The organism is Campylobacter magnus (genome assembly GCF_028649595.1).
In the GTDB taxonomy this organism is placed as follows: domain Bacteria; phylum Campylobacterota; class Campylobacteria; order Campylobacterales; family Campylobacteraceae; genus Campylobacter; species Campylobacter magnus.
Genome location: NZ_JAQSLK010000019.1, coordinates 1 through 329, shown reverse-complemented (window position 1 = coordinate 329; position 329 = coordinate 1). Strand labels below are relative to the sequence as shown.

Below are 329 nucleotides of genomic sequence, written 5' to 3'. Positions count from 1 at the left end.
TTCTAGAATTAAACTTTATATTTGCAAAAATGAAAAATCAAAGCTTTAACAAGTCCTGTAAAATTGTATTAAACTTATTGACTTTTAACATTGGTAAATTAAATAACATTTGAGTAATTTCAAAAATGGTGGAGAATAGCGGGATCGAACCGCTGACCTCCTGCGTGCAAAGCAGGCGCTCTCCCAGCTGAGCTAATTCCCCATAAAAAATACAAATCTCAATCCCTGAAATCTAAACAAGCTCTAACCAAGCATTATTTTTTAAAAATGCTGAAAAATATCAGCTGATGAATACCTTGTGAGAGAGTATTCATTTGTACTCTAGAAAG

General features: G+C 32.8%; 1 tRNA gene. It reads right to left on the bottom strand.

What is annotated here, in order from left to right:
• Window positions 1-126: 126 nt before the first annotated feature.
• Window positions 127-202, bottom strand: a tRNA-Ala gene (locus tag PTQ34_RS08810).
• Window positions 203-329 lie beyond the last annotated feature (127 nt).